Here is an 18,474-nt window from a genome sequence, read left to right as displayed (position 1 = left end):
ACAGGGCGCGTCGGCTGAGGGAAACCACGATGTCTCCTCGCTGGCAGGGATGTGCTTTAGGTCATACCAGCCGGCAGACTTGCTGAAAACACTTGCAAAGTATTTCATTGCCCACCGGCGCGGAACCGATCCGGAAGGACACCCCCATGACGCAGGACTGGTGGCGCGAGGCCGTCATCTACCAGGTCTACGTGCGCAGCTTCGCCGACTCGGACGGTGATGGCGTCGGTGACCTGCCCGGCATCCGCTCCCGGCTGCCCTACCTCGCCGAACTGGGCGTGGACGCGGTGTGGATCACGCCGTTCTACAAGTCCCCGATGGCCGATGGCGGCTACGACGTCGCCGACTACCGCGTGGTCGACCCGCAGTTCGGCACCACGCAGGACGCGAAGGCCCTCGTGGACGACGCGCACGACCTCGGCATCCGGGTGATCGTGGACCTCGTCCCGAACCACACGAGCGACCAGCACGAGTGGTTCCGGCAGGCCCTCGAAGCCGCTCCCGGTTCTCCCGAACGCGCCCGCTACCACTTCCGCGACGGCCGGGGCGACCAGCCGCCGAACGACTGGGAGTCCGTCTTCGGCGGCCCCGCCTGGACGAAGACCGCCGACGGCCAGTGGTACCTGCACCTGTTCGCCCCGGAGCAGCCGGACCTGAACTGGGACCAGCCCGAGGTGCGGGACGAGTTCCTGGACGTCCTGCGCTTCTGGCTCGACCTCGGCGTTGACGGTTTCCGCATCGACGTGGCCCACGGGATGATCAAGGCGGACGGCCTGCCGGACGTCGGCACGCCGGGCCACCTCAAGCTGCTGGGCACGGAGGCGCTGCCGTTCTTCGACCAGGACGGCGTGCACGAGATCTACCGCGACTGGCGCAAGGTGCTCGACTCGTACCCGGGCAGCCGGATCGGCGTGGCCGAGGCGTGGACGCCGAGCCCGGAGCGCACCGCCCGCTACCTGCGTTCCGACGAGCTGCACCAGGCGTTCAACTTCCACTACCTGACCGCCGAGTGGACCGCCGCCGACCTCAAGCAGGTCATCGACGACTCGCTCGCCGCGATGGCGCCGGTGTCCGCGCCGACGACGTGGGTGCTGTCCAACCACGACGTGCAGCGGCACGTGACGCGGTACGGGAGCGTGGCGCGGGCGCGGGCCGCCGCTCTGCTGATGCTCGCGCTGCCCGGCAGCGCGTACGTCTACCAGGGCGAGGAACTGGGCCTGCCCGAGGTGCTGGACCTGCCGGAGGACGTCCTCCAGGACCCGGTGTGGGTCCGGTCCGGGCACACCGACCGCGGCCGGGACGGCTGCCGCGTGCCGATCCCGTGGACGGCGGACGGCCCGTCGTTCGGGTTCGGCGACGGCGGTTCGTGGCTGCCGCAGCCGGCGGACTGGGCGCGGCTCAGCGTCGCCGCGCAGCAGGGCGACCCGAACTCGGTGCTGGAGCTGTACCGCAGCGCGCTGCGGGTGCGGCACGAGCACCCGGATCTGGGTGCGGGCTCCGAGGTGGAGTGGCTGGAGGTCCCCGAGGGCCTGTTGTCCTTCCGCCGGGGCGCTTTCACGTGCGTGGTGAACTTCGGCCCGGACGTGGCACGGCTGCCGGTCGACGGCGAGGTGCTGCTGTCGTCGGGTGGTTGCGCTACTGAAGGCACGGACGTCCTCGTGCCGGCAGACACGACCGTGTGGCTCTCGCGCCCGTAGAGTCACACGGTGTGACAGCGCGGCTCAGTGACATCGCGACCCAGGCAGGCGTGAGCGAGGCGACGGTCAGCCGGGTGGTCAACGGCAAGCCAGGCGTGTCCGCGAGCACCCGCCAGGCCGTCGTCGCCGCGATGGACGTGCTCGGCTACGAGCGACCGCCCAGGCTCCGCCAGCGCAGCGCCGGGTTGATCGGGTTGATCACCCCCGAGTTGAACAACCCGATCTTCCCGGCGTTCGCGCAGGTCATCGAGCAGGTGCTGACCAGCGACGGCTACACGCCGGTGCTGTGCACGCAGACGCCCGGCGGTTCGACCGAGGACCAGCTGACCGACATGCTGGTCGACCGCGGCGTCACCGGCATCGTCTTCGTGTCCGGGCTGCACGCCGACACGACGGCGAACAAGGACCGGTACGTGAAGCTGGCCGGGCGCGGCGTGCCGTTCGTGATGATCAACGGGTACACCGACCAGGTGTCCGCGCCGTTCGTGTCGGTGGACAACCGGGCGGCCGTCCGGCTCGCCGTCACGCACCTGCTGGAGCTGGGCCACGAGGCGATCGGGCTGGCGGTCGGCCCGCCGAGGTTCGTGCCCGCCCAGCGCATGGTGGAGGGCTTCACGCTCGTCCGCCCGCAGGCGTCCGACCTGGTCGAGCACTCCCTGTTCACGGTCGAGGGCGGGCAGGCGGCGGCGAACGCCCTGCTGGACCGCGGCTGCACGGCGATCGTGTGCGGCAGCGACCTGATGGCGTTCGGCGCGATCCGCGCGGCGCGTCAGCGCGGTCTCGCAGTCCCGCGCGACATCTCCGTCGTCGGCTTCGACGATTCGCCGCTGATCGTGTTCGCCGACCCGCCGCTGACCACGATCCGCCAGCCGGTCGAGGCGATGGGGCAGGCCGCCGTGCACGCGTTGCTGGAGGAGATCGGCGGCACCCCCGCACCGCACGCGGAGTTCGTGTTCCAGCCCGAGCTGGTGGTGCGCGGCTCGACGGGCGCCCGCCCCAGATGACCGCGTCCGTCGAACAGGTCCTGGCCCGGCGGATGCGGGCGCAACGGCTCTCGCACCCGGCAACCGACGTGACGGACCTGTTCGGGTCCGTTTTCGCCTTGCAGGCCCAGGACATGCCCGCAGCACGGCTCGCAGCGCGCGCCAGGGGTGTCCGGTCCCTTGACGGCCCTCTAGTGCGCACGTGGGCCATGCGCGGGACGCTCCACCTGCTCCACGAGGACGACCTGTGGGTCGTGAACCTCGTCGGACCGACCTTCATCGCCACCGGACGACGTCGCCGCGACCAGTTGGGCCTCACCGACGAACTGTGCGAGCGCGCGCTACCCGCGCTCCGCGAAGTCCTGACCGAGCCGCTGGAACGTGCCGAGGTCGTCCGCCGCCTGGCCAACGTCGGCATCGTCCTGGACCCCAAGTCGCAGGCCCCTGCCCACCTGCTGGCGTTCGCGGCGAACTCCGGCGTGCTCTGCCGGGGCCAGGACGACACCTACCGGCTGCTGCGCATCGAGTGCGAACCGCGTGGCGTGGACGAGCTGTGGCGGCGCTACCGGCGTGCCTACGGCCCGGCGACGCCCGACGACTTCGCCACGTGGAGCGGCCTGCCCAGACGGCTGCTCAAGGACCTCCCCGAGGTGACCGGCGAACCGGCCGAGCCGAACGGCGCGGTCCGCATGCTCGGCCACTTCGACCCCTACCTGCTCGGCTACCGCGACCGCTCGTCGGCGCTGGCACCGGAGCACGCGCCGCTCGTCCAGACCGGCGGTGGCTTCCTCACGCCCCACGTCGTCGTGGACGGCAAGGTCGTCGCGGTGTGGCGGCGGGACGGCGCGCGGATCGCCGTCCACTCGTTCGGCGCGCGGCCCGAGCTCGCCGGGGAGATCGCCGAGGAGGTCGCGGACCTGGGCCGATTCCTCCAGGTGGATGCGGCCTTAACCTGGGTGTAGCACGTGGATAGGGTCACTGCCACCGCATCGGAACCGGGAGGCGCGTTCAAGTTGGGTGTGTTCGTCACGGGTGTTCGACCGCGCTGGTCGGACATGGACGCCTACGGTCACGTCAACCACGCCAACACGGTGACGTTGCTCGAAGAGGCACGGATCGACCTGCTGTTCACCGAGGCGACCCGGCACGGCGTGCCGGACATGGCCAAGGGCGTGGTGGTGGCCAGGCTGGTGGTGGACTACCTCGCGCCGTTGATGTTCACGGGCGGTGAGATCGTGGTGGAGATGTCGGTGCGGGAACTGAAGTCGGCGTCGTTCACGCTCGACTACGCGGTGCGCGAAGACCGCCGGGAGGGCAGCGCCGTGGTCACGAAGGCGGAGACCCTGATGGTGCCCTACAACCTGACGGCCGGACGTCCGCGCCGTCTTCTCGAAGCCGAGCGCGACTTCCTCGCGGGCTGGCGTGCCGGAGGCAATGGTGCCTGAGCTGGTCCTCGCCGACCCCGCGGAGCGGGACGACCTCGGCGCTTTCGTCGCCCGAGCCGTGCGGCTGGAAGGCCAAGCGGTCGTGCGGCTGCGCAACCGCGCGTCCGGCGGCCTGGTGGACGCCTGGGTGGCGACGCCGTTCGACGCGCTGGCCACCCGGACCGTCGCCGGGCAGATCACCCCGAACGACGTGACGGTGTCCGGCACGGACCTGCTCACCGGCCTGGCCGTGGTGCGCAGCGAAACCGTCGACCCCGGTCCGGCGCGGGACATGATGTGGCGCTCGGCCCTGCCGCCGTCGACGGGCTGGCTGCCGGTGGACCGGCTGCCCGGCAGCGTCGTGTCGGAGCTGGCGGAGAAGGGCGTGGAGGTGGCGCGCGAGAACGCCGGCCCACGCGGCACGCCGCCCGCGTCGCTGCTGGACCAGACGGTGATCACGGTGAGCGGGTCGGGGCTGGACGTGAAGGTGCCGATGCGGTGCCTGTTCGCGTTGTCCGGCATGGGTTTCCTGGGCGGTGACGACGTGCGGATCACGGCCACCGACTCGTGGATGCGCATCGACGCCCGCTTCGGTGCCGTAGTCCGCCGCCGGCACTCCATGCTGCCCCTGCTGGTCTGATGGGGCGCACGCGCTGCGCAGGGGTTCCTGCCAGGCGGCCCCGGCTTTCACGTTCGACCCGCGTCCATGAGTGACGAGGCGAGGAACGCGGTGGTGGCCGCCCTGGTCGACCTGGCGGGAAGCGCCGACTACCGCGACAGGGCGGACGCAGGCCGCTGCCTGGCCAGTTTCGCCGAGATGCCCGCAGCACGAGGGCCGCTGCTCGCCCTCGTGCTCGACGCGGGTGACACGTTCGTCACCCGCGCAACGGCGGAGGCGTTGCTGCGACGTGGGGACGCGGTCGGGCTCGCGGCGGTCGCCTCAGCGCTCGCAGCGGCCGATCCGAACCACGCCGACTGGGTCGGAACAGCAGTGCGCGACGTGTTCGCGGTGTTCTCCGACGAGCGGGATGCCGCCGTCCGGGAGTGCGAGGTGCTGACCGGGCACCCTGATGAGCGGACACGCCGCGGCGCGGGCCTCCTGACAGCCGTGCTCACCGGGATCGAGCCGATCCTCCACTGAGCCGGCGACGGCTGGACCTGTCGCACTTCGCCGGTACCAGCGGGACATCAGGCATGCCGTCATCACCGGGAACGTGCCCTCGAAGATGAGGCAGGGCCGACGCTCTACGTCGCTCACGGGCTGCCTGTGGACAACCGGGCAGCCCGTGGACGACCGCGGGGCTAAGCCAGCCAGACGGCCGTGTCCGACGGCAGCTGGTTGCCGTCCATCGGACCGCTGGCCAGCAGCACCTCGCCGGGCGGCAGGGGTACTGGGCCGCCGGACGTGTTCAGCGCGCAGATCAGGCCGCCGCCCTTGCGGCGGAACGCGAAGCACCCGGGCGGCGCGCCGTACCACTCCAGGTCGTCCCCGTTGAACGCGCTGTGCGACTTCCGCAGCTCCAGGGCGTGCCGGTAGAACGACAGCATCGACTCCGGGTCTTCCAGCTGCGACTCCGCCGTCAGGCCCGCCCACTCGTTCGGCTGCGGCAGCCAGGTGGTGGGGGCCTGCGAGAACCCGAACGGCGGGGTGTCGCCTTCCCAGGGCAGCGGCACGCGGCAGCCGTCACGGCCGCGCAGCGTGTGCCTGGACCGCAGCCAGATCGGGTCCTGCAACGCCCAGTCCGGCAGCTCCACGTCCGGGAGCCCCAGCTCCTCGCCGTTGTACAGGTAGACCACGCCCGGCAGGGCCAGCTCCACCAGCGTCATCGCCCGCGCCCGCTGCGCGCCTACCGCGCCACCGCCGTACCGCGTCACGTGCCGCGTCACGTCGTGGTTGGACAACGTCCAGGTCGGCGGCGTGTCCAGCCCGCGGACCGCGCCCAGCGAGTGCTCGATCGCCGCCCGCACGCTGTCCGCGTCGAACGACGCCTCGACCAACCGGAAGTTGAACCCGAGGTGCAGCTCGTCGGGCCGCACGTACTTGGCGAACCGCTCGTCGTCCTTGACCCAGACCTCGCCGACGGCCATCCGGCCCGGGTACTCGTCGATGACCTTGCGGATCATCCGGTGCACCTCGTGCACCCCGTCGTTGTCGAACCGGGGGTCCACCGAGTTGTCGTGCATCACCCCGGCGCCGATCTCGGTCCGCGGATCGATGTTCGGCAACCCGTAGGGCTTGGCCATCCCGTGCGCCACGTCGATCCGGAAGCCGTCCACCCCGCGGTCCAGCCAGAACCGCAGCGTGCGCGCCAAGTCCGCCGAGACCTCGTGGTTGTCCCAGTTCAGGTCGGGCTGCTCGGGCGCGAAGAGGTGCAGGTACCACTGCCCGTCCGGAACCCGCGTCCACGCCGGCCCGCCGAACTGGCTCGGCCAGTTGTTGGGCGGCACGGACCCGTCGAACCCACCGCCGTCCCGGAACACGTACCGGTCCCGCTCGACCGAACCCGGCCCGGCCCGCAGCGCGGCCTGGAACCACTGGTGCCGGTCGCTGGTGTGGTTGGGCACGAGGTCGATGGTGACCTTGAGGTTGTGCTCGTGCGCCTCGGCGACCAGCCGGTCGAACGCGGCCAGGTCGCCGAACAGCGGGTCGACGTCGCGCGGGTCGGCCACGTCGTACCCGTGGTCGGCCATGGGCGAGGTGAAGAACGGTGTGAGCCACAGGGCGTCCACACCGAGCAGTTCGAGGTAGCCGAGCCTGGAGCGGATGCCGTCGAGGTCGCCCACGCCGTCACCGTTGGAATCGGCGAAGGACCGGACGTAGACCTGGTAGAAGACGGCGTCACGCCACCAGGCGGACTCGTCGGCGATCTCTGGTTGCAGATCGGAGGATCGTCGCACGAGACGTCATCCTGCCATTCGCGACGGACACCACGACCCCGTTCGGGTGATCAAGAATCACACCCAGGCATTCATCATGCTGTTGGCGGCCATCTCCAGGTAGGCCCAGAGCTGCGCCCGGTGCTCCGGGGAGAGATCAACGGAGTCGACCCCCACCTTGGCGCACCGCAGCCAAGCGTCCCGCTCCACGGGACCGATCACGAACGGAGCGTGGCGCATCCGCAACCGAGGATGACCGCGGTTGTCCGAGTACGTGTGCGGTCCGCCCCAGTACTGCATGAGGAACAGCCGGAAGCGCTCCTCGGCGGGACCGAGGTCTTCCTCGGGGTACATCGGGCGCAGGACGGGATCGTGGGCCACTTCCTCGTAGAAGCGCGCGACGATCTTGTGGAACGTCTCGTACCCGCCCACTGCTTCGTAGAAGTTCTCCGGAGGAGTGGTCACCCCTCCATCCTGCCTCAGCCCTCAACCGGAAGCCCACGCGCAGGGGCCTACGACAAGGGCCCAGGGCCGGTCTAGGACGACTTCAGCGAGATGCCCGCCTCCTCCAGCGCCGGCATCAGCTTGGCCCTCAGGGCGCGCTGGACCGCCCACTGCCTGCCCGGCCGCACCTTCACCGTGACCCGCATGGTGATGCCCTCGGGCGTGACCTTCTCCACACCCAGCACCTGCGGCTTGTCGATGACGTCCTTGGCCAGGGTCTCCTCGTCGGTCGCCGCGACCACGGCCTTGGTCAGCACGTCGGCGGCCGAGGACAGGTTCGCCCCGTAGCCGAGGGGCAGGTCGACCACCGCCACCGCGAACCCCTGCGACGAGTTGCCGACCCGCAGGATCTCGCCGTTGCGGACGTACCAGACGGTGCCGTTGGTGTCGCGGATCGTGGTGATCCGCAGCGCCACCGACTCGACCGTGCCGGTCGCCGGGCCGAGGTCGACCACGTCACCGACCCCGTACTGGTCCTCCAGCATCATGAACATGCCGGACAGGAAGTCCTTGACCAGGTTCTGGGCGCCGAAACCGATGGCGACGCCGAGGATGCCCGCCGAGGTGAGGATCGGCGCGGGGTTCATGCCCAGTTCGGTGAGGATCTGGATGAACGCCACGCCGAACACGATGATCGTGACGAAGGACTTGAGCACCGAGCCGATGGTCTTGGCCCGCTGCTCGCGCCGCTCGGAGACCAGGGCGCCCAGGGCCTGCGGCGCGCGCTCCCGCAGCGGCTTGAGCAGTTTCGGCTTCCGGCCGCCGTTGCCGCGGGTCATCCGGTCGATCAGCCTGCGGAGCAGGAACCGGACCACCACCGCGATGATCATGGTCAACGCGATCCGCAGCCCGCCTTCGGCGATCTTCGGCCCGTTGACCACCCACCACTCGACGGCGAGGGTCGCCTCCACGTTCACCTGCTCAGTCCTCCACTCACAGATCGAGGCCGGTCGTCCAGGCCAGGAAGGTCAACTGGTCCACGGCCAGGCCGACCGATCGGCTCACCGATCGGCCCGCGTGCCCCACCTCGGTCTCGCGGCGGAGCAGCACGGGGTGCTTGGTCGGATCACTCGACGTCGCGTGCTGGAGCGCCGCGCACATCTTCCGGGCGTGGTTGGGGTCCACGCGGCTGTCCGACTCGAAGACCGTGAACAGGACCGAAGGGTACTCAACCCCGGACCGGACCTGGTGGTACGGGGAGTAGGCCAGCAGCCACGCCAGCTCCGACGGCACCGCTGCGGAGCCGTACTCCTCCGCCCACAGCCGCCCGAGCAGGAACTTCTCGTACCGCACCATGTCCAGCAGTGGCGCCGAGCACACCGCCGCCGCGTACAGCTCCGGTCGCTGCGTCATCGCCGCACCGACCAGCAGCCCGCCGTTCGACCCGCCCATGATCGACAGCTGCTGAGGCGTGGTCCACCCGTCCTCGATCAGCTTCCCGGCCGCCGCGTGGAAGTCGTCGAACACGTTCTGCTTCCGGTCACGCATCCCTGCCTGGTGCCATTCCTCTCCCTCCTCGTCACCGCCCCGCAACGACGCGTGCGCCCACACACCGCCCGCTTCGACCCAGGCCAACGTCGTCGCGCTGTACCCCGGCCCCCGCCCGACCGCGAAACCGCCGTACCCGGTGAGCAACGTCGGCCGGGGCAGGTCCGGGTGCTGTTCTCCGGACACCACGAACATTCGCACGACCGTCCCGTCCGACGACGTGTACGACAGCTGTTGTGTGGACACCTGCGGCAAGGCGACCGTTCCGGGCGCCGCCGTCTCCAGCTCCGTCCGGCCCTCGGAGAGCGAGTACCGGTACACCGACGTGGGCGTTGTGAAGTCGGACCACCCGAACCACAGCACGTCACGGTCCGCCACCGTGCGCGCGTCGACTGTGGACAACCCGTGCAGCGACCCCGTCCCGGGCAGCGGCACCTCCCGCAGGTGCGCGCCGGAGTCGGGGGAGTGCAGGTGCAGTTCCGACACCGCGTGCCGGGTCCGCCGCAGCACCAGCGCCCCGTCCAGCCACGTCACCGCGTCCAGCACGGAGTCGGGCTGCTCGGCCACCAGCTCGGTCCACTCGGTGGGCGTCGCCGGGTCGGCGACGCACAGCCGGAACCGCGGCGCGTCGAGGCTGGTCCGCAGGTAGAGCCGACCGTCCGGTGCGACCCACGCCGAGCACTGCGCGCCGTCGTCGGCGGAGACGACCGGCCGCAACTCGCCGGAACCGCGCAGGTCGGCGATCCACACCGAGTCCCGCCGCACGGTGCCCGGCACACCGTTCACGAGCAGCCACCGACCGTCCTCGGACAGGGACACCCCGTAGTAGTACGTGTGGTCGAGCCCGTCACCGTGCACGTTCACGTCGTCCGACGCCGGCGCGCCCACCCGGTGCCGCCACACCCGCCGGTGGAACTGCCGCTCGTCCTCCGGCACCAGCTCCGGGTCGATCCGGCGGACGTAGAAGAACTCCTCCCCGCCCGGCAGCCAGGCCACCGGCGAGTACCGGCACCGGTCGACCGGCCCGTCCAGCAACTCGCCGGAGTCGACGTCGACGACGTGCAACAACGAGTGCTCGTCGCCGCCGACGGAGAGCTGGTAGGCGAGCCGCGTGCCCTCGAGGGAGGGCGACCACCGGTCCAACGTGGTCCGCCCGGTCGGGTCGACCACCGACACGTCCAGCAGCACCCGCTCCACGCCGTCCACCCGCACGTACAGCACGGGGTGGTCCTGGTCCGGCCCGCGCCGGGTGTAGAACGACCGCCCGGCCCGCCACACCGGCGCGCCGACGGACCCGGTCCGCGTCAGCTCGGTGAGCCGGGCGCCCAGCGCGTCACGTCCGGGCATGGCGTCCAGCCACGACCTCGCCAGCACGTCCTGACTGGCGGACCAGTCGGCGGTGCGGGGGTCGGTGGCGTCCTCCAGCCAGCGGTACGGATCGGCCACGGGGTGTCCGTGCAGGTCCTCGACGAGGTCGAGCCGTGCCGCGGCGGGATAGGTGATCGTCGCAGGCAGCGCTGCGGGGGAGGCCTCAGTCACCCCGGTGAGCGTAGCGGCCACGATGAAAACCATCTTCGATAGGGGTGTGTTCACCCGATGTTTCGATCTCGGGTCCGTGACACGTCGCATATCACAGGTGATTTTTGGGGTCGATCTGTGGTCTGCTATTGCTGAACCGGTGGAGGTGGTCGCGTGCCAGACCGACAACCCACCCCGATCGGCGCCCTGGTGAACGCCGGGAACGCGTCGTCGGCACCGTTCGGCCAAAAACAGCTCGTGGTCGCGTCCGTGCACGCTGTGGTCGACGGGGAGGGGGCCGGTCAGGCGCCCGTGGTGTTGCCCTGGGGTAGACGCAAGGTCCTGCTGCTCAACGCCACGTTCGAACCGCTCACCGCGCTGCCCCTGCGGCGCGCGGTGGTCCTCGTCGTGTGCGGGAAGGCCGAGGTGGTGCACGGCGATCCCGCCGGGGCCGTCGTCCACTCCTCGTCGTCCGAGGTCGTCGTCCCGTCGGTGATCCGGCTGGCGAACTACGTGCGGGTGCCCTACCGCGGCCGTGTCCCGCTCACCCGGGCCGGGTTGATGCACCGCGACCGGTACCGCTGCGCGTACTGCGGCGGGCGCGCCGAGACGATCGACCACGTCGTGCCGCGCAGCCGGGGTGGTCCCCACTCGTGGCAGAACTGCGTGGCCTGTTGCGCCAAGTGCAACCACCGCAAGGCGGACAAGCTCCTCTCGGAGCTCGGCTGGCGCCTGCGCGTGGTCCCGAACGCTCCCCGCGGGCCGCACTGGCGGCTGCTGGCCGGCGTCACCGAAGCCGACCCGCTGTGGCTGCCCTACCTGGGCGAGCCCGCGGCCTAGGCGTTCGCTCCCTCACGCCGCCTGGACGAAGTCCTCGCGGTCCGAAGTGATGCGCACGGAGCCCGGTTCGGTCCCGGTGATGCGGACCGAGTCGGTGTCGTCGCCCGTGATCCGGACGGAGTCCGTGTCGTCACCGGTGATGCGCACCGAGCCGGTGTCGTCGCCCGTGATCCGGACCGAGCCGGTGTCGTCGCCGGTGATCCGGACCGAACCCGTGATGCGCACCGAGCCCGTGATCCGCACCGAACCCGTGATGCGCACCGAGGCCGGGTCGGCGGCGGTGATCCGGACCGAGTCGTAGTCGTAGGAGGTGATCCGGACGGAGCCTTGCGTCGACGTCGCCGTGATCCGAACGGAGTCCCCGGAGGTGATGCGGACCGACGAAGCGAGCTCGGCGGGGCGCTGATCGGTCGTAACGCTCTGCTCCAATTGGGCGTACGACGAAAGGGTGAGAGCGGCGACCAGGGCAAGGTTCACGGTGTACATGTCGTGTCCTCCGAGACTCATCGGGCGGGAATTAGGATCCGGAATCGGATTTGCAAGACCCGTACAGGTGAAAAGCTAGAAGCCGAGTGGGCCCAGTACAAGACGCCAAACCGGCCGCCATACGCCTCCGTATGGGGGAAGGCCGTCCGGGTGTACGCACTGCGACGATCGAGCGGCCGATCTAGTGCATCCGGTACCTATGGACACTGAGGGTGACATCACCGCAGGTAGGGGTCGCGGAGATCACATCGACCCATGTCGGGTGACGGGGCCCGTGCCGGTGGCGGAACCGGTGCCGCGGCCGGAGGCCCCGGTCCCATGATGCGGTCACCGCCGAACGCGGGGTGACGAGCCGCCCCTCCCCGCCCGCGTTCACAGATAGAGCGCCCGGTCGGACGTCGCCGAGCACCCGTCGAGCCCTCGCCGGTGTGGGAACAGGTGCCCTCGCCCTCACGTGACCAGGACGATCGGTTACCGTAACCGGCGTGACCATCGTGGAGACCATGCTCGTCTTCGCGCTGATCCCGCTGGCCATCTACGGCGTGATCACGCTACTGACGCTGAGGCCGAAGGCCACCCGCATCCAGCGGTACCGCCCGGGCCAGGAATGGAACTACGCCCCCGTCTGGTGGGGCGCGAACCCCGCCGGGCTGACCGGCGGCGCGCACCAGGCCGCCGCGACCCAGGCCGAGGGCCGTACCGCCAAGGGAGGTGCCCGTGGCAACTGGTGAGCTGACGAGGGCGGACGTGGACCCCTCGACCCTGGAGGTCGGCGCGGTCGTCACCAACAGCGGTCGCGTGTCCGCCGCGAAGATGTACGAGCCGCACGCGCCGAGCCTGCCGTTCACGCCGGTCCAGCTGGCGAGCCTGGACGAGGCGGTGACGCTGGCCAGCCGGACCACCGGACTGGACTACAGCGTGTACATCGGCGAACTCGGCCCCGACGTCCGGGAGAAGGCCGAGGAGCTGCACGCGAGCACCACGCGCCCCGCACACGCGGTGCTGATCGCGGTGTCGCCGGGTGAGCGCGTGGTCGAGGTGGTGACGGGCGAGGAGTCCCGCCGCCGCATCGCCGATCGCGGCGCCAAGCTCGCCGTGATGAGCATGGTCGCGTCCTTCAAGGAGGGCGACCTCGCCGGCGGACTCGTGAGCGGCCTGCGGATGCTGACCGACCAGGCGGGCAGCGCGCCCAAGCAGCGCTGAACCCGACGACGCGAGCGTGACGAAGTGAGGGCCCCGGCGACGAGCCGGGGCCCTCGCGCTTAGCGGGTCTTGAGCGCCTGCACGAACGCCCTCAACCGCGTCGGGCCGACCGCCAGCACCACGGCCGGGTTCTTGCTGTCCCGGACCGCGCCCAGGTGGCTGCCCACCTCGACGCAGTCGCTGCTGTCGCTGCTCCTGCTGGACTTCTTCCACCGCACCGTCATGCGACTCCCGTCGTCCGGTCCGCCTCCCGGGCGATGACCTCGAAGGACTGCTCCGGGCTCATCGCGACCTCGAGCAACTGTGGCACGCACGCCTCGAAGCCGGCCACCGCGTCAGGCTCCTGGACGAACAGCGAGCTGACCGGGTTCTCCAGGTGCACGAACGACGTGCCGTCGCACTTGATCAGCAAGAAGGGGCCGCAGAGCCCGGGGTGCCAGCGGGTCGCGGTGGGCACGACGCGGAGGTCGACGTTCTCGTGCGCGCTCATCATCAGCAGGTGGTCGAACTGCTCTGCCATCACGTTCGGGCCGCCGAACTTCTGGCCCAGCACGCCCTCGCCGATGAGCGCGGTGTAGCGGACCGGGTCGCGGCGGGTGAGGATGTCGCGCCGGCCCATCCGGATCGCGACGCGGGTGGCGATCTCCTCGTGCGGCAGGCGGGCGGCCTCCATGATCGTTCGGGTGTAGGAGCTCACCTGGAGCAGGCCCGGTACGAGCAGCGGGGACCAGTTCACCACCTCGTTGGCCAGCTGCTCGACCTCGACCAGTGCGGCGAGTTGTGTGCGCGGTGCGGGCAGTTCGATCACTTCCAGGGGTGTTCCGGTGGTGTCCTCGGCCAGCGCGAGGATTTCTTTCCGTACACGATCGGGGATGTCGAGCGGGTCGAGGATGCGGATCACTTCGGTCAGCGCCGGAACGCGTTGCCCGCTTTCGTTGCGTGAGAGCAGCGAGTGGATGACACCGATCTTCCGGCCGAGCGCGCGCTGGCTGAGATTGTTCGCCTCACGGGCGTTGCGCAGGAGCGCGCCCAACTCGATGGCTTTCGGGGTATTGCGTTTCATAATATGCAGCTTAAAGCGGGACCGGTGGTCCGGTCTTTCGCTCGATAAGGGCATTGACCGATTGTTCGCGGCCGGACACTCTGTTGTGCAACACAGCTGCCGACCGGTCCGCACGCTGGTCGGACATGCGCGGCGGGTGGTTGGAGCGCGCGAGGACCGCGCGGCGCCCACCACCCGTCGCGTCTCGTACCAAGGGGAGACATGGAGTCCGAAGAACGGCCGCCTGTGCGGCTGAGCACTGCCCGCAGTCGGGAATTGGGGGAGGAATTGCGCCGGGTCCGGCACCGGGCCCGGATGTCGTCGGGCACCGTGGCCGAGGCGCTGGGGTGGTCGCTGGGAAAACTGTCGAAACTCGAAACCGGCACGCGCGGCACGAGCCCTTGCGAAATCAGCACGCTGCTCGGTCGCTGCGGTGCCGACAAACCGACTCGTGACCGGGTTCTGGCCATTGCCAGTGAAGCCGACACGGGCAGTTTCCTGCGCATGCACGACTCGTCCTCGGACACGTTGACCGCGCTGGCCGTGCACGAGCACACGGCCCGCACGGTCACCTCGTACGAGCCGTTGACGGTGCCGAGCCTGGCCCAGACCGAGGACTACGCGTACGCGTTGACCAGGAACCGGGCCGTCACCCAGGCCCGGATGACGCGGCAGGAGGTGCTGCGCCGGACCGGCGGCCCGGAGACGGTGATCTACCTCCACGAGGCCGCGTTGCGCCTGGTCGTCGGCGATCGGAAGGTCATGCGCGACCAGTTGCTGCGCCTGACGCTGATGTGTGCTTGGGATCAGATCCACCCGCGCGTCATCCCGATGAACGCGCCGCTGCACGTGGCGCTGCGCCATCCCGCGACCCTGCTGACCTTCACCGCGCCCGTCAAACCGCTGGCCTACACCGAGACGGAGACCGCAACCGTCTTCCACGACGACCCCGGCGCGATCACCGCGTACCAGGTCAAGATGAACCACCTGGAGCGCCTGGTCCTGCCCCCGACCGAGTCACGCGCCGTGCTGGCCCGCTGGGCCGACGCCTACGACCGCGACACCCGCACCTGACGGACGGCGGCGGTGTTCGATGGGGTTCGTCAGGGGAGTTCGAGCTCGCGGAAGAACTCGCGCCGACCATCCGCAGCCCAGTGCCCGGGGCCACCCACCCCTGGCTCAGAGGTCCAGCACGATGCGGAGTGCGGCGTCGACCGCGTTCATCTCGTGCAGGGCAAGGGTGTCCACCAAATCGCCCAAGCGCTCCGGGTCGATGGCCGTGGTCTGCTCGACGAGCACCTTGGTCGGCTGCCCGTTCAGGTCGATCTCGGGGCGGAACGTCGCCGGTCGGGCCGATGTCGACGTCGGCGCGACCAGCCACGTGCTCAACGGCAGCGCGCTGGATTGGACGACGACCGCGTAGCGGCTGCCCTGTTCCTGTCCCGTGGCGTTGCGCGGGGGACGAAGGCGGTAGATCTCACCACGCACGCAAGGGCTCCAGATCCGCGAGCACGGCACGTGCTTCCGCCACGTCGTCGGGATCTGCGGCCAGCGCCAGCGCTTCCGCGCGCAACTCACCGGCCCGCTGCACCTTGGCCGCCAGGAGCAACGCGTCGCGAATCGCGGCTGAAGCGCTGCGTCCGTTCGCGGTCAACGTCGCGAGGGCCCGTTCGGCCTCGCCGTCCGGGCGGAAGGTGATAGTGCCCACACCACAACTGTATGGCGAAGTGTGCGACATGTGGTGACACGTTCGAGTGGCACCACATGTCGCACATCCGGCTCAGGACCGGTCGAACTCCTGGGCCGCCAGGGCGCGGACGATGCCCGCACGACCCTCGGAGACCAACCGCCGCAGGGCGGGCGGGCGTTCCTCGGCCAACCACTCGTCGGCCGCCGTCACCGTGTCCTTCGAGATGGACCACGACGGGAACAGGCCGACGACCATCGACTGCGCCCGCTCACTGGACCGCCGCTCCCACACGTTCGCCACGTCGGCGAAGTACCGCGCCACGAACGGCTGCAACAGCGCCTTCTGGCCGGGGTGCTGGATGCCGGCGATGATGGCCTCCGACACCGCGTTCGGCAGCTCGTCGTCGTTCACCGCCCGGTCCCACGCCTCGTCCTTGGCCTCGATCGTCGGCCGCAGCGCCCGCGCCGACTCGGCCTTGCGCCGCCCGGTCGCGGTCGGGTCGCGCTCCTCCTCGGCGACGACCTCCTCCAGCGACGCGGCACCGTGCGCGACCAGCGCTTGCAGCAGCCGCCACCGCAGGTCGGTGTCGACGTCCAGACCGGCCAGCGTGTCCGTGCCGTCCAGCCAACCCCGCACCACGCCCAGCGTCGGCTCGTCCAGCACCGACCCGGCCAGCGCGTTCACGAACGCCAGCTGGTGGTCCGAACCGGGCTCGGCCGCCAGCGCCAGCGCCAGCACCCGGGTGGTGAACTTCCGCCAGCCCTCGTCCCGCCACGACGTGTCCGCGTACGACGACAGCGCCGTCTGCGCCTGCAGCAGCAGCCGCTGCACCACGCCGACCTCGGTCTCCGTGCCCAACCCGCTCAGCACGAGGTTCACGAAGTCGCGGGCCTTCAGCTCGGCCTCGCGCGTCATCTCCCACGCCGCCGACCAGCACAGCGTGCGCGGCAGCGGTTCGGCGATGTCGGCGATGTGGTCGATCAGCGACGCCAGCGAATCGGCGTCCAACCGCATCGTGCAGTACGTGAGGTCGTCGTCGTTGACCAGCACGAGCTTGCCCCGCGGCACACCGATCAGGTCGGGCACCTCGGTGCGCTCGCCGGACACGTCCAGCTCGACCCGGTGCGTGCGGACGAGCTTGCCGCTCTCGTCCGAGTCGTACACGCCGATCGCCAGCCGGTGCGTGCGCAGCTCGCCCGCACCCGGCCGCGCGCCGCCCTGGAGCACCGCGAAGTCGGTGAACCGGCCCTGCGCGTCGACGGAGTACTTGGGGCGCAGCAGGTTCAGGCCGGTGGTCTCCAGCCACTGCGCGCTCCACCACGACAGGTCGCGGCCGGACGCCTCCTCCAGCGCGTTGAGCAGGTCCGCGAGGGTCGCGTTGCCCCAGGCGTGCTTGCCGAAGTACACCCGGAGCCCGGCCAGGAAGTTGTCCAGGCCCACGTACGACACCAGCTGCTTGAGGACGCTGGCGCCCTTGGCGTACGTGATGCCGTCGAAGTTGACCTCGACCGCCTGGAGGTCCGGGATGTCCGCGGCCACGGGGTGCGTGGACGGGAGCTGGTCCTGCCGGTACGCCCACGACTTCTCGATCTTGGCGAACGTCGTCCACGCCTGGCGGTACTCGGTGGCCTCGGCCTGCGCCAGCACCGACGCCCAGGTGGCGAACGACTCGTTCAGCCACAGGTCGTCCCACCAGCGCATGGTCACCAGGTCGCCGAACCACATGTGCGCCATCTCGTGCAGCACGGTCTCGGCGCGGCGCTCGTACAGGTAGCGGGTGACGCGGCTGCGGAAGACGTAGTCCTCCAGGAACGTGACGCAGCCCGCGTTCTCCATCGCGCCCGCGTTGAACTCGGGCACGAAGCACTGGTCGTACTTGCCGAACGGGTACTTCACCCCGAACGCGCGGTGGTAGAAGCCGAAACCCTGCTTGGTCTCGGTGAACAGCCGCTCGTGGTCCATGTGCGGCGCGAGCGACGCGCGGCAGTAGATGCCCAGCGGGATCGTCGTCTCGCCGTCGGTGAACTCGTCGCGCCACTCCGCGTACGGGCCCGCGACCAGCGCGACCAGGTACGTCGACATCGGCTTCGTGGTGCCGAAGACGTGCCTGTCGGCGCCACCGACACCGTCCACAGTGGACTCGATCGCCGCGTTGGAGACCACCTTCCAGTGGTGCGGCGCGGTCACCGCCAGGTCGTAGACGGACTTCAGGTCCGGCTGGTCGAAGCAGGCGAACATGCGCTTGGCGTCCGCCGTCTCGAACTGCGAGTACAGGTAGACCTCGCCGTCGACCGGGTCGACGAACCGGTGCAGGCCCTCGCCGGTGTTCATGTACCGGCAGTCGGCCTCGATCGTCAGCTCGTTGACCTCGGCCAGGTCGGGCAGGTGGACGCCGTCTTCCTCGCGGTACGCGGAGACGTCCAGCTCGTGCCCGTTGAGCACGGCGCGGTGGACGTTGGCGGCCACGATGTCGACCCACGAGGACGCGCCGGGCGTGCGACTGCGGAAGGCCACCGTCGTGGTCGAGCGGAACGTGTCCGAGCCGGGCTTGCCGCCACCGTCGGTCAGGTCCAGCTCGATCCGGTAGGAGTCGACTTCCAGCAACGCGGCCCTCTGCTGGGCCTGGTCGCGGGTGAGGTTGGGTGCCGCCACTGGTCACCTCGTCTGCCGGCGCCACGGGAATCTCGGCGCCGACGTCGTCGGAATGGGGATGGTGTCGAGT

General features: G+C 70.3%; 20 protein-coding genes and 1 pseudogene. 11 read left to right on the top strand and 10 right to left on the bottom strand.

The window, feature by feature from the left end; genetic code table 11:
• Positions 1-146: 146 nt before the first annotated feature.
• From OQ02_RS11375 to OQ02_RS11350, 6 genes are all read left to right on the top strand, one after another.
• A complete protein-coding gene (locus tag OQ02_RS11375) occupies positions 147-1,697 on the top strand; it encodes a glycoside hydrolase family 13 protein (RefSeq protein ID WP_051772204.1) in 1,551 nt (516 codons plus the stop codon).
• A gap of 11 nt (positions 1,698-1,708) precedes the next feature.
• Positions 1,709-2,701, top strand: a complete 993-nt coding sequence (locus OQ02_RS11370; protein WP_197043291.1) for a LacI family DNA-binding transcriptional regulator — start codon at positions 1,709-1,711, stop codon at positions 2,699-2,701.
• Positions 2,698-3,642: a DNA glycosylase AlkZ-like family protein gene (locus tag OQ02_RS11365; RefSeq protein ID WP_033438330.1), complete on the top strand. Its 945-nt coding sequence runs from the start codon at positions 2,698-2,700 to the stop codon at positions 3,640-3,642. Before OQ02_RS11370 ends, OQ02_RS11365 begins: the two co-directional genes overlap by 4 nt.
• 51 nt (positions 3,643-3,693) lie before the next feature.
• Complete coding sequence (locus OQ02_RS11360; RefSeq protein WP_033438499.1) at positions 3,694-4,125, top strand: acyl-CoA thioesterase; 432 nt, start codon at positions 3,694-3,696, stop codon at positions 4,123-4,125.
• Positions 4,118-4,744 (top strand): hypothetical protein, encoded by a 627-nt coding sequence (locus tag OQ02_RS11355; RefSeq protein ID WP_033438498.1) that lies wholly within the window; start codon positions 4,118-4,120, stop codon positions 4,742-4,744. Before OQ02_RS11360 ends, OQ02_RS11355 begins: the two co-directional genes overlap by 8 nt.
• A 66-nt stretch (positions 4,745-4,810) precedes the next feature.
• On the top strand, positions 4,811-5,245 hold the full coding sequence (locus OQ02_RS11350; protein ID WP_051772169.1) for a hypothetical protein: 435 nt from the start codon (positions 4,811-4,813) through the stop codon (positions 5,243-5,245).
• A gap of 161 nt (positions 5,246-5,406) precedes the next feature.
• Here OQ02_RS11350 and OQ02_RS11345 read toward each other — a convergent pair whose 3' ends face one another.
• From OQ02_RS11345 to OQ02_RS11330, 4 genes are all read right to left on the bottom strand, one after another.
• Entirely contained in the window at positions 5,407-7,002 is a 1,596-nt protein-coding gene (locus OQ02_RS11345) for a glycoside hydrolase family 13 protein (RefSeq protein ID WP_081915531.1), read from the bottom strand.
• Positions 7,003-7,059: 57 nt separating this feature from the next.
• Complete coding sequence (locus tag OQ02_RS11340; RefSeq protein WP_033438329.1) at positions 7,060-7,446, bottom strand: globin; 387 nt, start codon at positions 7,444-7,446, stop codon at positions 7,060-7,062.
• 71 nt (positions 7,447-7,517) lie between these two features.
• Positions 7,518-8,402, bottom strand: coding sequence for a mechanosensitive ion channel family protein (locus tag OQ02_RS11335; RefSeq protein WP_033438328.1), 885 nt, complete (start codon positions 8,400-8,402; stop codon positions 7,518-7,520).
• Between the two features lie 16 nt (positions 8,403-8,418).
• Positions 8,419-10,512: a prolyl oligopeptidase family serine peptidase gene (locus OQ02_RS11330; protein ID WP_051772203.1), complete on the bottom strand. Its 2,094-nt coding sequence runs from the start codon at positions 10,510-10,512 to the stop codon at positions 8,419-8,421.
• Between the two features lie 153 nt (positions 10,513-10,665).
• On the opposite strand from OQ02_RS11330, the gene OQ02_RS11325 reads away from it, so the two are divergent.
• Positions 10,666-11,331, top strand: coding sequence for an HNH endonuclease (locus tag OQ02_RS11325; RefSeq protein WP_197043290.1), 666 nt, complete (start codon positions 10,666-10,668; stop codon positions 11,329-11,331).
• Between the two features lie 12 nt (positions 11,332-11,343).
• Here OQ02_RS11325 and OQ02_RS11320 read toward each other — a convergent pair whose 3' ends face one another.
• Positions 11,344-11,817 carry a hypothetical protein gene (locus OQ02_RS11320; RefSeq protein WP_033438327.1) on the bottom strand — a complete coding sequence of 158 codons (474 nt, stop codon included), beginning with the start codon at positions 11,815-11,817 and terminating at the stop codon, positions 11,344-11,346.
• A gap of 485 nt (positions 11,818-12,302) precedes the next feature.
• Between OQ02_RS11320 and ctaJ the strand changes: the two genes are divergently transcribed.
• Together ctaJ and OQ02_RS11310 are read left to right on the top strand one after the other, a co-directional pair.
• Positions 12,303-12,548, top strand: coding sequence for an aa3-type cytochrome oxidase subunit CtaJ (ctaJ, locus tag OQ02_RS11315; protein ID WP_033438326.1), 246 nt, complete (start codon positions 12,303-12,305; stop codon positions 12,546-12,548).
• On the top strand, positions 12,535-13,020 hold the full coding sequence (locus OQ02_RS11310; RefSeq protein ID WP_033438325.1) for a DUF5130 family protein: 486 nt from the start codon (positions 12,535-12,537) through the stop codon (positions 13,018-13,020). Before ctaJ ends, OQ02_RS11310 begins: the two co-directional genes overlap by 14 nt.
• 59 nt (positions 13,021-13,079) lie before the next feature.
• On the opposite strand, the gene OQ02_RS42285 is transcribed toward OQ02_RS11310, so the two are convergent.
• Positions 13,080-13,244 carry a DUF397 domain-containing protein gene (locus OQ02_RS42285; RefSeq protein WP_081915529.1) on the bottom strand — a complete coding sequence of 55 codons (165 nt, stop codon included), beginning with the start codon at positions 13,242-13,244 and terminating at the stop codon, positions 13,080-13,082.
• On the bottom strand, positions 13,241-14,137 hold the full coding sequence (locus OQ02_RS11305; protein WP_081915528.1) for a helix-turn-helix domain-containing protein: 897 nt from the start codon (positions 14,135-14,137) through the stop codon (positions 13,241-13,243). Before OQ02_RS11305 ends, OQ02_RS42285 begins: the two co-directional genes overlap by 4 nt.
• A gap of 147 nt (positions 14,138-14,284) precedes the next feature.
• Between OQ02_RS11305 and OQ02_RS47135 the strand changes: the two are divergent.
• Both OQ02_RS47135 and OQ02_RS11300 read left to right on the top strand, forming a co-directional pair.
• Positions 14,285-14,509: pseudogene (locus OQ02_RS47135) on the top strand (helix-turn-helix domain-containing protein); the annotation flags it as partial.
• A 57-nt stretch (positions 14,510-14,566) separates the two neighbouring features.
• Positions 14,567-15,136, top strand: a complete 570-nt coding sequence (locus OQ02_RS11300) for a DUF5753 domain-containing protein (protein ID WP_231499966.1) — start codon at positions 14,567-14,569, stop codon at positions 15,134-15,136.
• 105 nt (positions 15,137-15,241) lie between these two features.
• Here OQ02_RS11300 and OQ02_RS11295 read toward each other — a convergent pair whose 3' ends face one another.
• From OQ02_RS11295 to pepN, 3 genes are all read right to left on the bottom strand, one after another.
• Entirely contained in the window at positions 15,242-15,550 is a 309-nt protein-coding gene (locus OQ02_RS11295; protein ID WP_033438322.1) for a type II toxin-antitoxin system PemK/MazF family toxin, read from the bottom strand.
• Complete coding sequence (locus OQ02_RS11290; protein WP_033438321.1) at positions 15,540-15,770, bottom strand: hypothetical protein; 231 nt, start codon at positions 15,768-15,770, stop codon at positions 15,540-15,542. Before OQ02_RS11290 ends, OQ02_RS11295 begins: the two co-directional genes overlap by 11 nt.
• Before the next feature lie 72 nt (positions 15,771-15,842).
• Entirely contained in the window at positions 15,843-18,404 is a 2,562-nt protein-coding gene (pepN, locus tag OQ02_RS11285) for an aminopeptidase N (RefSeq protein WP_033438320.1), read from the bottom strand.
• Between the last annotated feature and the right edge of the window lie 70 nt (positions 18,405-18,474).

The organism is Saccharothrix sp. NRRL B-16314, assembly GCF_000716595.1.
Lineage (GTDB): Bacteria > Actinomycetota > Actinomycetes > Mycobacteriales > Pseudonocardiaceae > Actinosynnema.
The sequence above is the reverse complement of the archived record's forward strand: the minus strand, read 5'-3'. Positions and strand labels throughout refer to the sequence as shown.

Excerpts from the sequence above, each read along its gene's own strand:
- OQ02_RS11375 (WP_051772204.1), top strand. The coding sequence starts at position 147 with ATGACGCAGGACTGGTGGCGCGAGGCCGTCATCTACCAGGTCTACGTG.
- OQ02_RS11365 (WP_033438330.1), top strand. The coding sequence starts at position 2,698 with ATGACCGCGTCCGTCGAACAGGTCCTGGCCCGGCGGATGCGGGCGCAA.
- OQ02_RS11350 (WP_051772169.1), top strand. The coding sequence starts at position 4,811 with ATGAGTGACGAGGCGAGGAACGCGGTGGTGGCCGCCCTGGTCGACCTG.
- OQ02_RS11320 (WP_033438327.1), bottom strand. The coding sequence starts at position 11,817 with ATGTACACCGTGAACCTTGCCCTGGTCGCCGCTCTCACCCTTTCGTCG.
- OQ02_RS42285 (WP_081915529.1), bottom strand. The coding sequence starts at position 13,244 with ATGACGGTGCGGTGGAAGAAGTCCAGCAGGAGCAGCGACAGCAGCGAC.
- OQ02_RS11305 (WP_081915528.1), bottom strand. The coding sequence starts at position 14,137 with ATGCCCTTATCGAGCGAAAGACCGGACCACCGGTCCCGCTTTAAGCTG.
- OQ02_RS11300 (WP_231499966.1), top strand. The coding sequence starts at position 14,567 with ATGCACGACTCGTCCTCGGACACGTTGACCGCGCTGGCCGTGCACGAG.